Consider the following 15016-nt stretch of genomic DNA (forward strand, 5'->3'; position numbering starts at 1 on the left):
TTATATCACTCCTTTCCACAGTTAGGTAACCACTGATAGATATACAAAAAAAGGCATCTCTTCCCTTGGGAAGAAAATGCCTTTTTGATGATTTTAGCTTAAAATTTGATGATGCCTGAGGTATGCAGGAATACCAGCAACATCAGGATCGGTGCAACATACCGAAGGGCAAACAGCCAGATTCGGAACCATGCAGGCTTGAGGTTCGCTTGCTCTGCTGCATTTTTCCAATAGTACCCTGCAAAGATAACGACCATCAGGCCACCGAGTGGCAAGAAGATGTTGGATGCCGTGAAATCTACAAAGTCAAAGAATGACTTGCCTCCGACCTTCAGTTCCGGCACCAGCCCCATAGACAATGCGGATGGAACACCCATCAACAGACACAGGATGGAAATAATGATAACTGAGCGGACACGACTCCAACGGAAACGTTCCATCACATAGGCGACAGGCACCTCCAACAGAGATACCATCGAGCCGATGGCTGCAACCGCCAGCAGTACAAAGAACAAACCGCCGAAAAACGAACCGAAAGGCATAGCGGAAAACGCTGCTGGCAATGCGATAAAGACCAAAGACGGTCCTTGAGCCGGGTTAATACCGAAAGAAAAGGTAGTTGGGAAAATGATCATACCTGCGATAAACGCATAGATCAAGTCGCCTCCTCCAATGGCCAACGCAGCCGTACCCAGCGATTGGCGGCGATCCACATACGCACCATACGTTACCATGATTCCCATCCCCAGAGATAGTGAGAAGAAGGCATGTCCCAAAGCAACCAATGCTGATTCTATAGTGAGCTTAGAAAAATCAGGGTTCAAAAAGAAAGCTACACCTGCGCCAGAACCTGGCAGCAACAGAGCATTCACCATCAAGACGAGCAATAGAATGACTTTGGCAGGAATGAGGATTTTATTGAATTTTTCAATCCCGTTGGATACACCCAAAATAACGACAACTGCACAAATGGCAAAAACAATCAACAGCCATGCCAGTGGTGCGTAGCCCGAAGAGAATGCGGCGAATTGTCCGGCAAAATCGTTATTGGAGAACAATTTTCCGGTGAATGCCTGTATAGCATAATGGAGCGTCCAGCCCCCTACGATACTGTAGAACGACAAAATGACAAACGGGATAATAACATACATGATGCTTAATTTACCCCAAATCGGATGACCGCCTACTTTGACCATAGCAGAAGCAGCACTACCCCGGCCAGCTCGACCAAGCGCCAGCTCAGCCAGCAATACAGGTAAACCTACAAGCAACAGACAGACGATAAACAGCATGAAAAATGCCGCCCCACCATACTGTCCAGTAATATATGGAAATTTCCAAATGTTGCCGAGTCCTGCCGCACTCCCGATCGCTGCCAATATGAATCCGGCCGACGAGAAGCGTTCATTTTTATCGTTCAGGCTGTTCTGCCCCTTGCTCAAACTCATTGTATCCCCCTCATTCTCTCTACTTCCGCATAAACATAAGCATGCGTACATAAATAATTTTTACTCATTATAGCGTAAGTAGGATGTAAGGACATACAATATTTTTCACTATTATCGAATTTATTTTCATATTGTCGGATATCTATATAATCCTACAAAAAACTACATTTTTCCTTCAACATCCTTCTTTATAATGGTCTCTCCCATGCGATTCGATACTTTTTGATAAATATACGAAATCGCCAATAATACCACACCAAAAGAGAAGTAAGCTACGATGGTGCTTCCTGTCGTTAACAGATGCAGGTCATACAGCAGTAGCTTGCCTGTCGATAACAAAGTCAATCCCAGACCAAATCTGCGAATGTAGACAACCCGTTTGCGGAAACCGTAGACAATATACAAAATGGCCAGCAACAGATACACCAAGCTGAATACAAGCCCGGCATCTCCCAGACGGAACTGAACCCCGAGGAATGCGGTAATCACACCCAGCAAATATACGCCCATGATAACGGGATACAGCTCCGTGCTTCGATAATGTCGGGTCATCAGTGCGTTCAGAAAATCCTTGCTGCTGAAAAATACCAGGACATTGAAGACAGCCAGCACCACCAGCGCCACATAATCGGCAGCCGTATTTTGCGCATAATTGTCATGCAAGGTTGGAATGGCCACGGTAACCAGCAGCCCCAACGCATAGCCGATGCCATACAACGCCAAGCTGTAGTATTTAATCACCTGATCATACAGCAGCTTCACTTTAGGTAAGGAGTAAGCCAAAACCAGCGATACACAGGTGTACAGCAGCGCTTTGTAAAAGGAATAGTGTGTGAATCCTTCGGGTACGATGATGTTATACCAATGCCCGGCTTCATACAGCAAATAACCATATACATTCACCAGCGTCACATATTTAAAACCCTGCATGATACGCATCTCGTACAGACGAATGTTTTTGAATGCATCTGGACGACCGAACTGATTCGCATAAAAGACGGTAACGATCAGCATCCCCAGCGTAATAAGCGTGTATTTGAGGCCAAAATAATCCTTCTCAAATCCCGACAGCAGATATATAGGGAAATCGACGAAAAAGAACGCCCCCAGACATAGTAATAGAATGCCCCAGCCAGCTCGCTCCAATTCCTTCAACCGATAACGGTTGCCATACAACGTCAGGAGAACGGCCTCGATTAGCCAGCCCATAGATAGCCATTTGACTCCAAACTGGAACGGAACCATCAGAATGGCGAAGGTCAAGGAGGTGGCATAAAACAATACCTTTGTCTGTTTCTCTTCCGGAATAAATCTGCTGACCCATTGCGCCAAGCCCCCATACACCAGGCAAAAGACGAGTGCCAGCAAGCCTTTGTAATCATCCAGGCCTGCATCGTCGAACAGAGAGTACAGAACGGTACAGCTTACGACTGTGTTCAGAGCCAGCAGGGAGAAATCCAGCCAGGATAGCTTTTCTTTTAATCGGAACGGCACCCAGAGCGTCATCCCGAGGTACATTGCAAATGTAATAACTGCATACAACATGCTTGCAGTCGTGCTATCCGACAACCATACCAGTACAATCATCAGGGGCGTATTCAGCAGAAAGCTGATATACTGCACGACGACCCAACGTTTGCGGAAGGATACGAGCAGAATCAGCAGGTTCAGCAGGAACAGGTAGCCCATGGCGATGTAAACCGAGTTCCCTTCCAGCCCGTTCGCCGCCATGTAGGAAAACAACGGGAGATATCCCCCTACCAATCCAAAAGAACAAATCGTTCGGGATTCATACCTTAACGACAACAGCACAGCGGTCACCGTCACCAGCACGGATAGGCCAATGCCTGTATACATTCCTATAATTTCGAGTAAAAAGTAGCTGTAAAAAATCGACCCGTACAGCACCGAAATACCGCCGCCCAATATCCCGAGCGCAAAGGTCTGCTTCTGTTTGCGGTACAACCACTCGCCGCCACCCAGCATCAGCGCTCCTAACAGAAAGAAGGCCACGCCCTTCATATTTCCTGTAAACCAGTTGGAATATGAATATTTAAAGGCAGCTCCTACACCTAAAATAATGAGCAAAATCCCCAGCTTGTTGATCCAGTTCAAGCCCAGCTTCATTTCGAACTGATTCTGCTTCATGCGCTTCTGCATCGTTTCTTCGCTGATCTCTTCTTCTTGGAGCTGGTCCAGCCCGTTCGCTGTATAATGAAGCAAGTTTTGCTCAGCCTCTTGGAAACGTCGGCGCTGCTCCATGATCCGCTCACGGATCTCCTCCGAGAACTGCCGCAATCTGGCGACGATCTCCTCCTGATCCTCTTTAAGCTCATGAGTGCTTTGCTGAATAAGCTGGTCTACACGATTTTTAGCCCCGTATTCAAAGGCAGTCAATCGGTTCGTCCCTTCTGCTGTTCTGGAAGCAAAATAGGTTTCCAGCTTTTCACGCGAGATGCGGATCATATTGGCCTTCTCGCTCAGCATTTGCTCCGTCAGCGCCGTGCGCAGCTTTCCATTTTCCTGCTCGATATGTTGTACCCGCTCTTCCAGACGAAGGCAGTGGGCCTGAACATCCTCAAATTTCTTCCGTAGCACCTCATTCTCCAGAATGACATCCGAGGCTTCGTAGTCCGCAATTAACGTCTGGTATTCCTTAAGCAGCTTGCTCTGCTCTTGGCGGATCATATGTAAACGATCTTTCAAATCCTTCATGTTTCCCTCCATCGCTGCCCATTTTGGTAATCATTACATTTTACATGAAATTAAAAAAGCATTATAGAGACTATAGCCCATTTTGAGCTTGGCTAAGGCCTATCCCCCCCCTTCGCAAAAACGAAACCCGGGTTATATGTTTGTCGGGGAAGACTACACGAAAAAAACGGCAACGGGCTTGAAGGAGTTGGAGACGAATCCAGTATGGAAGGGCCTAAAGGCTGTTATGGTAATTTTTTTATATTTATGGTATATTATGTACATATGATTCATAAGGAGGACTTTATGAAAATACAAAAAAAATACATTCTAAGTTCCATAATACTTCTAGTAGTAATAGTCGTTGCAGGAGCCATTTTTACATCTAAAACGACTATATCTTTTAAAGAAGCAGCTTTGGGACAAGTAAATTTAGGGGACATTGACACAATTGAAATTATTAAATCAGATGATAATTCTGCAAATGAAAAAAAAATAACCGTGTCAGACCCTAAATCAATTAATCAAATCATAAATGTATTTTCGCAATTACAGCTAAAAAAATCCAATTCAAGTACACCCTTGTCCGACTTGTACTGGATCACTATTAGATCAAAACAAGAAAGGAAACTTGGATTAACCATATTGGGAGGAAAAAATTTAGTAGTCTATCAATACAATTCGGCCGTTCCTAAAAATAGCGTTGTTTCATATGAGATTATTAGCGGGTATAATGGAAAATTAATGCAAAAATTTTTCGAATAAATTTTGGTTGGAGGAAAAGATAACCGCTTGTCTTAGATAAAGACAAGCGATTATCTTTTCTATGACTATTAAAGAAGCATCCATCCACCGCTGGTGGAATGCACTCGCGTCACTACACCTTTACCGGTAATGAATCTGATTCCCTGTGTTTCGTATTCAATAAATGGGAATTTAACTTCAATCAAATCATATCTCCCTTGATTGTCCTCCAAAAAGTCTTGGAGATACCCCATTTCCCAGTAACCATTAATAACCATACTTTTGAGAGCTTCTTTTTCACTAGGAATCATACCCACCAGGAGAGAAGCTATGCCTGCTGCCAAACTAGGTGCAGTGTATTTAAAAAACATAGCTCCAATAACAGACAGCGAAGTACTTAACGCAATGGCCAAAGCATTAGTATTTTGCTCTACAAGACCCTTATCATAAACATTTCGTTGTGCTCTTTGCATTTGTCTGACCTGATCCAAATTCAAAACGATACTAGCAGTGTATTCTTTTGTAAATGCCATAATAATTATCTCCTTTTAATTAAAGTTTTTTTGTCTAATCAGACTGGCTAGAGAAAGCTGCGCGCTTTTATTTGCTTCTCGTTATATAGGGAAAAAAAGAAGCATTTTTACAATTCATTCATACTTTTTTATTTAAAAGTTTCTATTCCAGTTGGTTTAACTGAATGTACTCTAAAAATTCAACGATAATCTGGGAAATGGCATCTTCTTGTGGCAAGTAAATAAATTTACTTACATGCAAAATATCGTTTTTTAAGAGATATCAATGAGCTGTAGCATAGCTTGGCTGTCCTTTTTCTGAACTATTTGTATTAATCTTAAAAGTCCACTGTCTGAGATAGTTCCTGGAGCATTTTTCTTCCATTTGCTCACCGCCTGTTGACTAATGTGTAATTGCTGAGCTACTTAAGATTCAGTTAAATCTTCAATATAAAGCTTATACATTGGTTGATACATCTTCCTAAGCCTGTTTTCTCAAACTACAACGTGAACCCTAAGAAAAAACGCAAAGAAGCTCCAGACCTGAGGCCCAGAGCTTTCTTTGTTTAGGTCAGTTATTATTTTGCGTCCGAAGGCAATGAACCGGCTACGCCCCAAATTTCCACATTAACTTTGTTTGTACCGCCCCGGAACTGAATTGTATATCGTCCAGAACGCAAACCGTCCGAAAATCCCGCATCAGTACTTCTCCAAACTGTTTCACTGTTTTTGCTGATTGTCTTGCCGTCAACATACACTTTACCAGAATCGTTGTGCTGTACAGTAAAATCAACCGGGGCATTAGCATAATTTCTAATGCGCAATTTAACATGCCCAAACCCCTTAGGAACCTCGAAGCTACCTGGTGCAGTTGCACTTCCCCCTACAGTAAAGTTAAAAGAATTCCCCACGCTCTGAGGAGTTATGACATGGTCACCAGTAGTTGTTGTACCAGTATCTCGGGTCACCTTAGTGGATGTATTCGCCGAAATCTTATCAGGATGAGGTACTGCTACATCATTTTGTGCTGCGTAAATGTTAGGTGTACCTACAACAAAAAGCAGTAAAGCAGCAATAATAATCGCTATTTTTTTCATGATATTCCCTTCTGGTCATATATTTACATTATAATGATAACATTCACATCTGTTTTACAGGCGTTTTATCACACTTCATAAAGGAGAGAGATACATGTATTCCCTAAGCGGTACCATTGCTTTAATATCAAGCATGTCTATGTTTTGACTTTTTATACTATTTAAGAGTCACCCATTCCGCAGGATTTAATGATGCTTTTTACTTATTTCCACTGATCTTAATTGTTCTTTGTATTTATTCTTATTGGAAGGATCATGATGAAAAAAGTAGGTCGTCCAGAGAAATAGAACAACGGGTATAGCTCAGATCTGAGCGGTTAGATTTTCACAGAAGAAGGGAAGAGTCGTCACAGATTTTAGGCTTTCTGCATGTCACTTAAAATTAGCTTTCTTATTTTTTGAAATGAGTGTAAATTTTAATGATTAGATTTTGTAGGTGAGCATGGTTTCACTAAAAGTTTGCAACACGGCTTCTTTTTTACCAGCTTTGGTCTCCCGTAATAGCAAGGTTCCATCTTTTTTCTTGCAGATGATCCTCTCTTGCGTTTCCTCATCTGTTGACTGACCATAAACTACTTCATTTTGACTGAAGTTTTTTTACAAACAATCCATCCTTCGTTTTGATTCTGTCAGGATGACTGGGAGGGGTAAGAGAAGTGATGAATATTGACAATCTCCAAAAGTTGATGTGCGCAACCTTTTGGATTATAATAATCATGTTTATATTTTTTGGATTTATTACATAAAATTATAAAGGGTGATGACAATGAATAGGGCCGCGACAGGAACTATATTTTGTTTTATATCTGCTATGTTGTATTCTTCTTATTATCTTTGTGCATCAATTATAGGAGCCGGAACGTTAAATCCTAATTATAATGTAACGTTTGATTCTCTAAAAGTTTTTGCCGTAATAGCTTTGATTATTGGAGTAGCTTACTTAGCTGTAAGTGAATATGAATATTTTAAAAAAAAGAAGAAGGACTAGTCCTTCTTCTTTTACATTATCAATTAATTACTATAGCTTTGTTTCTACTACAGTGATTACACCTTGTACTTTACCACCCGCAAGTTTAACAGGGGTTTTGATGGTAACATTACGGATGCGCTCTAATACCGTATCCACATAATTATAACCAACTAGGTCTCCTGTAACTACTTTATAAAAAGGGGTAAATTGTAGTTTCGCTTGATATCCAGGCTTAACAGTTAGAGAACTAGTATAAGTATAGGAGTCAGTAGTTGACCAGCCACCTCCTAGAACTGAAGTTACTGCGTCATTCCATTTAGTGGAAACGGTCATATTCGCACTCCACGTATAACTTTTTGACCAACCTACCGTTTGGGTTACTGTGGTAGTTTTGCTTTTATTTTTAATATAGTCAGTTACATCGCTTTTCATAGCTACTTGTAATTGACTAGGATAGTATAAGGACTGGATTAATTTACGCTTAGAAACAAAGTCAAGGCCAGTATCAGCCATTGGACTAATCCTATTTTCGCCATCATAAACTTGAGCTGTGACTGTCTGTGGCTGTTCTTGAGAAAGAAGTTTTTGATACTCATTTAACGAAATTTCTTCCAAACCACTATCTGTAGTTATGTAGGCTTTAACTACTTTGGGCTGTGAAGTAGCTGACTCACTAACAGCAATATTAGAATTAGTTACCTCAGCATTTGCAACAGATACAACAGGAACAGAAAATAGAGCTACTGATAGAGCAATCAACGCAAAACTTTTCTTTTTCAAAGAAATCCCTCCAAATAATATTATTTTATAGAAACTTCTTTTGCATAGAAACTCACAAAAAAAGCGACTAACAACGCTAATAAACATGTAAGTATGTAATCTTATGTAATCGAGCAAAAGTAAAGTGAAGAAAATTGCATATGAAATCACACCATAAAATATTTCAATATTATTATATTTTTTAATCAATGGTAATAATTACAATAATTATTGTATCACAAAACTTCTATTTTCCTACCACAAAATTCAAGAATCCCCTATAAATGAATCCCCCCTCCTAGATAGCTAACCTTACAAAGCTCTTAACAAGCTTGCATTGCCATTTCCTTTAGGCCAAAGGATAGGTTTTATGGGTCATTGGTTGGTTTTTGAAATTAATATGTGCATCGATTCTTACCCATACCTCAAGAAATTAATTACATTTTATGACATGGTAATGTATTTTTCTTTTAAAAAAGCCATTATATAGAATGATTATATTAGTTAGATGAGAGGAGGGATAGTTTTGCATAAACAGTATCTGTTTTATTTACTTGAACGAAACCAGGCGTCATGCTAAGGCAAGAAAAACAATGTAGGTGATGTGGCTTTGAAAGCATGAGGATGTTTGGTTATATCAGTTGGGTCAGCTTCTTGGTCTGAAACATACGGTTGTACTGATTAATCAGTTCATCCAAAAACATAGACTGTTCAAGCACACAGGCATGTCCGAAACCATACTGTTTGTACAGATCATGCAATCGTTGCCGGGCATCTTCCAACTGTTGATTTAACGTTTCATCTGTATTCATAGCGCATTCCCTCCTAATGAATCTCATTTTAGGTTGGAATGTGGAAATATGGATTGCTATTTTAGCAATCAAAAATCAACAAAATATAGCAAAAAAAGACCAGCAGCTAGGCTGGTCAATGGTAATGAAATAGTGCTCGGATCAAGCTCCACCAATGTGTTCTTAGGTTTAAATGTGCCCAGGATAGGATCTTTAGCCTGAACTGGTAGTACGAGTACCAGTACAAAGCTAATTGCTGTCAAGAACAAAACCATCTTTTTGATCATTTTCTTTCCACATTTTTTGAAGTTTTTTTCCTGCTTCAAAGACAGCATTCACACTAAAACGATCAAATAATCGTGCACAATTTGAGATAATCAGTTGATTATTAATTGTAAGAGCTTTTTCCCAAGCGACTAAAAGGCACTCGAAACCATATGAATATCTTCCTTTATTAAGGCTATACTTGGCCATCTTGTACCAAAACCGTGCATACTGCTGTGGCAAAAATTGTTGCTTAATATCAGCAGGGGATGGCTCCTGATACGCGGCAATTTGGGGTTCAAAGCGCTTGAGGATATGATCAACATTAATATTGTACTGATTAGCTGCTTCAATGACGTTTAAGAGTTCGTTGAAAATATATTTTTCGCCTGCCATATACTCTACGTAATCCGGCAAGACACTCACATCTCCCGACATCAGCTTGTTCACGTAAGTATTAATTTTCGCCCATTGCTGATATTGCCCCTTCCAATAAAGCGAATCGGGGTCCTGCTCCTTTACCCAACTTAGATCGGTATAGCCCTGAAGATGTTCTAGTGCATGTTTATGATCTCCTTTCGCATCGCAAGCATTAGCACACATTAGTTCGGAATAGGCTATGTAGGTAAAAAGCGGCTTACTTGGTTTTTTCTGCGACTCTTTTCCTTTACGCTTGGAGTTGTGAACCAAATCATATTGAACCTGTCCTAATTGTCCCATTTGCTTTGCATACTTATATACCTTGTCCCACTGACTCAATGCTCTGTACACATTCGCTAAATCTTTCAGCGCATCCAGTTGGTCGGCTTCATGCAAACGATGGACAAACGATTCGAATTTGGCGGCGGCGTCCATATTGCGATTTTGATCCTTTCCGATCGCAATGGTGAACAAGCGATAGTGGCAGATCGCAAGTCGTTCCGAATGCTGCTGTTTTTCGCCCTCGGCGATGTTCTCGTATAGGTAAGCCGCTGCTTCCCGATAATCTTGTTCATAACAATCCTCTGCTAATGCAAAGAGATAAGGAAGATAGCCCAGATCATCCAGCAGCACACTTACTACTTTTTGCAAACAGTCTACGCGCTGAAACTGCACACAGCGGTACAAGAACGGGCTAATTCTTCTCCAGTTCAGCGGTGCATCTATCACACTTTCTTCAATATATCTTTCATAGAAATGGTCTGTTGGTAAATTCATTCCTAACGTAATGCGATCCAATTGGTGCACCGAAATGGTACGATTGCCCGTTATAATACCGCTTACTGTGCCCGGATTCATGCCAGCAATGTGTCCAAACTCGGTCATGCTCAAGCCTGCTTGTTTTAGGTATCTTTCTAATTCTGCTCTAATCTTGGGTGTGATTTCCATAAATAAACCACCCTTTCAGCGTGAACTTTAATATGATACACATTTTTTTAGAAAATATATTTTGGAAACTTATAATATGATAGAAGTTTTGACTACTCCTGATAATACCACATTTTGGAATAAGAATAAATGCTTCTATTTTATTGCTTTTTATCTTGGTAATAGGAGGTCTTTTGGCAATGCCTCATGTAAAAATGACAAAAAACTTAGACCCTACAGGGCGCTTAGTCATTCCCAAGGAAATCCTGTATACATGCGATATTTTTCACGGTCATTCTATTGAATTTTTTGCAGATGAAAAGACGGGTACGCTATTACTACAAAGATACTACGGGCAGTCTTGTCATTTTTGTCTCTCTACTGAAGAATTAAGTGGTTTCAAAGGCTCTCTCATATGTAAAAATTGCAACTATATGCTCAAGACCGTATCTATGCGTGTACAAGTCTTTCAGCCCAAAGAGATCATGGCCCAACTTCTTTTAGATCTATATGAAAGCCATCCACATGCTACACAACAGCAATATGCTGGCATGTTGGGTATCTCAGAAGCTCGCATAAGCCAGCTCATACAACAAGTGTTCGATCAGGCAAGTGCCCAACTGGAGGAATGAGCTTTGCCAAGACAGATGAAGAAGGAGGATATCATATGAAGAATACAGGTATGACTCGCTCTTTAGATCAGTTAGGCCGAATCGTTATTCCTAAAGAAATGCGGATGTCTATGGGTATCGATGTTGGCGATCCTTTAGAATTTTATATGGATATTGAAACCGGTTTTTTGAGTATGCGAAAGTATATCGGGGTCGCCTGTAACCTATGTAATGCTGTCGAAGATCTGACCTATTTTAGAAATTCACTTTTATGTAAAACCTGTATACAAGAGCTAAAAGGCAATATAGGCGTTAGTCGCACTCCTGTTCCGATGGTTAAGAAACCTGCGTACAAAGGAAAGAGAGTCAACCAATCATCACAACGATTAGTCGAGCGTCTAAGAAAAATGGTACATGAACATCCCCATGCCAAGCAGGGCGAATATGCACAATGGCTTGGCGTGTCACAAGGCCGTATATCGCAGCTTAAAAAGCTGTTGTAGCTTGATTAACCTGCCAAAAATCCGTATACTAACAAAAAAGCAAACGACATTACGCCCGTGAAGAGCATCCAACTCGGAGGCGTTTACGCCAAGGAACATACATGAGTGTACAAGATGAACATGTATTCCTAAGTAAACCGGACACCCGCCCGTTATAGCGGAGCAAAGTGGATTGGAGAGTCATGACATCTGTCATGCTGTTCGGTCAATTTGGGTGGCACCGCGAGATCAGAGCGCTCCTCGTCCCATGTGGATGAGGGCGCTTTTTGTATTTTTATCCGAAAAGGAGTGCGGTGTCATGTTGGATATCAAGTGGATCAGAGAACATCAGGAACAGGTTCAGGCAGCAGCAAATGGAAAAGGAATACAGGTCTCGGTTGCAGAGCTGCTCACCCTGGATAACCGGAGAAAGCAGTTGCTTCAGGAAGTGGAGCAACTCCGTCAAACGCGGAATCAATGTAGTCAGGATATTGGTGCATTGATTCATGCCGGGAAGAGCGATCAGGCGGAAGAAACCAAGCGGCGGGTCAAAGAAATTAACGGACAGTTAGACCGTCTGGAAGCTCCACAGCGGGAAGTGGAGGAGCAGTTTCAACAGCTCATGCTTCTGGTTCCTAATATCGTTTCGCCAGATACACCACGGGGCAGATCGGATGAGGATAATGTAGAACTGGAGCGGATCGGTACGGTTCCCGATTTGGGATTCGAGCCACGCGATCATATGGCGCTCGGTCAGCTTCACAGCCTGATCGACGTTACTCGTGGCGTCAAAACAGCCGGAACCCGGAACTACTACCTGACAGGAGCCGGAGTCACGTTGCACCGGGCAGTACAGCAACTTGCAGTGGACCTGCTGACCGAACGGGGCTTCCAGCTGCTGGACGTTCCGCTGATGGTACGCGCCGAGGCGATGCACAGCACTGGCTTCTTCCCGCTCGGGGTGGATCAGACGTACCGTATCGCAGGAGAGGATCAATGGCTCGTCGGTACCTCGGAGGTCCCGCTTGTCTCGTATTACAGCGGTGAAATCGTGGACGTTACGGACCCCATCCGGTTGGCAGCTGTGTCGATATGCTTCCGTAATGAGGTCGGCTCGGCCGGAAGAGATGTACACGGACTGTATCGTGTTCACCAGTTCGCCAAGGTCGAGCAGGTGGTGATCTGCGAAGCCAGTCTGGATGCTTCGGAGCAGATGTTTCAGGAGATTACGCGTAATGCGGAAGACCTGCTTCAACAACTGGAGCTGCCTTATCGCAAAATGGCCGTCTGTACAGGCGATATGGCGCAAAAAACTTACAAGCAGGTGGATATTGAGACATGGATGCCCAGCCGACAGGCTTACGGCGAGACGCATTCGTCGTCCCAATTGCTTGATTTTCAGGCGCGGCGTTCCAACATCCGCTACCGGGATGCGAACGGCAAGCTGCAATATGCCTACACGCTCAACAATACGGCAGTTGCTTCACCCCGTATTTTGATTCCACTGCTGGAGAATCACCAGCAAGAGGACGGCTCGATCCGTATTCCGGAGGCTTTACGCCAGTATATGCCGCAGCAAGCAGCGTTTCTGCGACCTCCCGGTCAGGACGAAACAGTCTGAGGATTAACAGCATTTAAGTAACACGAACAGCATTAATATAAACTCCAAACGTGATGATCAACAAAAGACGAAGGAAGCTATCCTTCGTCTTTTTAAACGTCTTACTTCGCTTCTGCTTCCCACGCACTGGCAGGGCCAAAAAATTCATAGTGGATATCCGAAGCAGGAATATTCCATTCCTTCAACAGACCATACACCGATTGCATGAACGCTTCAGGACCGCAAAAGTAATACTGTGCGTTACGTTCCGGTATCACAGATTGCAACCAGGCCAGATCTAAACGGCCTTCCTTGTGAAAAGCCTGCGCCAGCCGATCCTGCTCCGTTGGTCTGCTGTAACACCACCGGACTGCGGCCTGTGCATGTGTGGCGACCAGCTTTTCCACCTCATTACGCAGAGCATGGTTATCCCCATTGACTGCTGCATGGACAAAGGTGACGGGGCGATCCGGGGCAGACTTCACCAAGGAAGCCAGCATACTGACCATCGGGGTTAGCCCGACCCCACCGCTGATCAGCACGACAGGTCTGCGATCTGTCCGATCCAGCGTGAAATCGCCGGCCGGTGCAGATACCTGTAGTACATCTCCCGCCTGCACCTGCTCATGCAGATACACAGATACTTTCCCCGCCGGACGGGACCCTACAGCATCCTCGCGCTTTACGGATATCCGGTAGTGAGGTTGGCCCGGTGCATCCGAAAGGCTGTATTGACGGATGTGGGTATTATGTTCACCCGGAATCCGCATCTGTAGGCTGATGTATTGCCCAGGCTCGAATGCAGGCAGCACCTGTCCATCCTGCGGCACCAGATAAAAGGACGTAATTTGATCGCTTTCCTTGACCTTATTCTGCACAACAAAGCTCTTAAAGTCTGGCCAGCCTCCCTGCTGCTGTTCCGCCTCCTTGTACATTTCAGCTTCCACGTCTATAAATACATTAGCGATCACACCATAGGCCTCGGCCCATGCGGCGATGATCTCGTCTGTAGCCGCTTCACCCAGCACATCCTTGATCGCGGCAAGCAGATATTTTCCGACGATGGGATAATGCTCTGGTTGAATTCCCAAACTGCGATGCTTGTGTGCAATCTGACGCACCACCGGAAGGATTTCCTCCAGACGGTCAATGTGCTGTGCAGCCGCATATACCGCATTGGCAAGCGCCCCCTGTTGACGTCCTTGCTTCTGATTCGCGTGATTGAATATATTGAGAAGCTCAGGATGAGCCTCAAACATCATCTGGTAAAAGCGTTTGGTGATTGTAGTTCCGTGTACTTCTAAAACAGGTACGGTCGATTTGATCGTTGCAATGGTTTGCTCGCTCAGCATCCTTGCATCCCTCTTCTCTTTAAAATAAGGTGAACAAAAGGCAAAAGGCGCTTCCGTAACATGCCACCCTTTGTACACCACCTAAGTACAGCCAAGTATACCGACGAGAAATCGTTGCCTGTGTGATTGCAGTCACTTTAAATTTGAAATAATTTGTGAACATGTCAATGACAAAACGCACAATCTTAAACGTTTCAGAATATAAGCAATGACCTTTCCCCTTTACGGCAGTTTCACCATTCTAAAAACTTCAATTTATTCCACTTGTAAACGCTTCCAATTAAGATAAAATCGAAGATGAGGTGCCGGACAAGCTGTTCTGGTCATCCTATCCGCATTAAGGGA

General features: G+C 43.0%; 13 protein-coding genes. 5 read left to right on the forward strand and 8 right to left on the reverse strand.

The window, feature by feature from the left end; all coding sequences use genetic code 11:
• Positions 1-98: 98 nt before the first annotated feature.
• Positions 99-1448: a sodium-dependent transporter gene (locus ABIA61_RS15690; protein ID WP_283653816.1), complete on the reverse strand. Its 1350-nt coding sequence runs from the start codon at positions 1446-1448 to the stop codon at positions 99-101.
• Positions 1449-1610: 162 nt separating this feature from the next.
• Entirely contained in the window at positions 1611-4163 is a 2553-nt protein-coding gene (locus ABIA61_RS15695) for a DUF2339 domain-containing protein (RefSeq protein WP_404580979.1), read from the reverse strand.
• A 285-nt stretch (positions 4164-4448) separates the two neighbouring features.
• Here ABIA61_RS15695 and ABIA61_RS15700 point away from each other — a divergent pair, with 285 nt between their 5' ends.
• Positions 4449-4907, forward strand: coding sequence for a DUF5301 domain-containing protein (locus tag ABIA61_RS15700; protein WP_283653818.1), 459 nt, complete (start codon positions 4449-4451; stop codon positions 4905-4907).
• Positions 4908-4975: 68 nt separating this feature from the next.
• Here ABIA61_RS15700 and ABIA61_RS15705 read toward each other — a convergent pair whose 3' ends face one another.
• Positions 4976-5419: a hypothetical protein gene (locus ABIA61_RS15705; protein WP_137060791.1), complete on the reverse strand. Its 444-nt coding sequence runs from the start codon at positions 5417-5419 to the stop codon at positions 4976-4978.
• Positions 5420-5976: 557 nt separating this feature from the next.
• A complete protein-coding gene (locus tag ABIA61_RS15710; RefSeq protein WP_283653819.1) occupies positions 5977-6495 on the reverse strand; it encodes a hypothetical protein in 519 nt (172 codons plus the stop codon).
• 766 nt (positions 6496-7261) lie between these two features.
• On the opposite strand from ABIA61_RS15710, the gene ABIA61_RS15715 reads away from it, so the two are divergent.
• Entirely contained in the window at positions 7262-7483 is a 222-nt protein-coding gene (locus ABIA61_RS15715) for a hypothetical protein (RefSeq protein ID WP_283653820.1), read from the forward strand.
• Between the two features lie 30 nt (positions 7484-7513).
• On the opposite strand, the gene ABIA61_RS15720 is transcribed toward ABIA61_RS15715, so the two are convergent.
• The 3 genes from ABIA61_RS15720 to ABIA61_RS15730 all read right to left on the reverse strand — a co-directional run bounded on the left by ABIA61_RS15720 (position 7514) and on the right by ABIA61_RS15730 (position 10647).
• A complete protein-coding gene (locus ABIA61_RS15720) occupies positions 7514-8245 on the reverse strand; it encodes a hypothetical protein (RefSeq protein WP_283653821.1) in 732 nt (243 codons plus the stop codon).
• Between the two features lie 611 nt (positions 8246-8856).
• Entirely contained in the window at positions 8857-9036 is a 180-nt protein-coding gene (locus ABIA61_RS15725) for an aspartyl-phosphate phosphatase Spo0E family protein (RefSeq protein WP_044644219.1), read from the reverse strand.
• A gap of 228 nt (positions 9037-9264) precedes the next feature.
• Positions 9265-10647, reverse strand: a complete 1383-nt coding sequence (locus tag ABIA61_RS15730; RefSeq protein WP_283653822.1) for a helix-turn-helix domain-containing protein — start codon at positions 10645-10647, stop codon at positions 9265-9267.
• 179 nt (positions 10648-10826) lie between these two features.
• Here ABIA61_RS15730 and ABIA61_RS15735 point away from each other — a divergent pair, with 179 nt between their 5' ends.
• From ABIA61_RS15735 to serS, 3 genes are all read left to right on the forward strand, one after another.
• Positions 10827-11258, forward strand: a complete 432-nt coding sequence (locus ABIA61_RS15735; RefSeq protein ID WP_283653823.1) for an AbrB/MazE/SpoVT family DNA-binding domain-containing protein — start codon at positions 10827-10829, stop codon at positions 11256-11258.
• Between the two features lie 35 nt (positions 11259-11293).
• Entirely contained in the window at positions 11294-11740 is a 447-nt protein-coding gene (locus ABIA61_RS15740; RefSeq protein ID WP_283653824.1) for an AbrB/MazE/SpoVT family DNA-binding domain-containing protein, read from the forward strand.
• A 298-nt stretch (positions 11741-12038) separates the two neighbouring features.
• A complete protein-coding gene (serS, locus tag ABIA61_RS15745) occupies positions 12039-13340 on the forward strand; it encodes a serine--tRNA ligase (protein WP_283653825.1) in 1302 nt (433 codons plus the stop codon).
• Between the two features lie 101 nt (positions 13341-13441).
• Here the strand turns inward: serS and hmpA are convergent, their stop codons facing one another.
• Complete coding sequence (gene hmpA, locus ABIA61_RS15750; RefSeq protein WP_404580980.1) at positions 13442-14671, reverse strand: NO-inducible flavohemoprotein; 1230 nt, start codon at positions 14669-14671, stop codon at positions 13442-13444.
• Positions 14672-15016 lie beyond the last annotated feature (345 nt).

Source organism: Paenibacillus sp. RC21, from assembly GCF_044907935.1.
GTDB classification, from domain to species: Bacteria; Bacillota; Bacilli; order Paenibacillales; family Paenibacillaceae; genus Paenibacillus; species Paenibacillus terrae_A.